This is a genomic window from Massilia sp. Soil_C_3 (assembly GCF_057657035.1).
The window spans coordinates 1-251 of record NZ_JBDGJG010000034.1; the positions used below are offsets into that span (position 1 = coordinate 1).

Genomic DNA, 251 nt, shown 5'->3' on the forward strand with positions numbered 1-251 from the left:
GGGGCTGTAGCTCAGCTGGTTAGAGCACCGTGTTGATAACGCGGGGGTCGTTGGTTCGAGTCCAACCAGCCCTACCAGCCTTCAAACAAAAGTAAAAACCTACTTTTGTTTGACACTGCGTTAGCTAAAAATGCCCGGCAGAGCCGGATCATTTTTAGATGACAAAGGCCACACTGGGGGATTAGCTCAGCTGGGAGAGCACCTGCTTTGCAAGCAGGGGGTCGTCGGTTCGATCCCGTCATCCTCCACCA

Annotated in this window: 2 tRNA genes; both read left to right on the forward strand. The window is 53.4% G+C overall.

The features are described from left to right. Positions 1–77: transfer RNA gene (locus tag AC3A6F_RS25345), tRNA-Ile, on the forward strand. 98 nt (positions 78–175) lie between these two features. After that, positions 176–251, forward strand: a tRNA-Ala gene (locus AC3A6F_RS25350).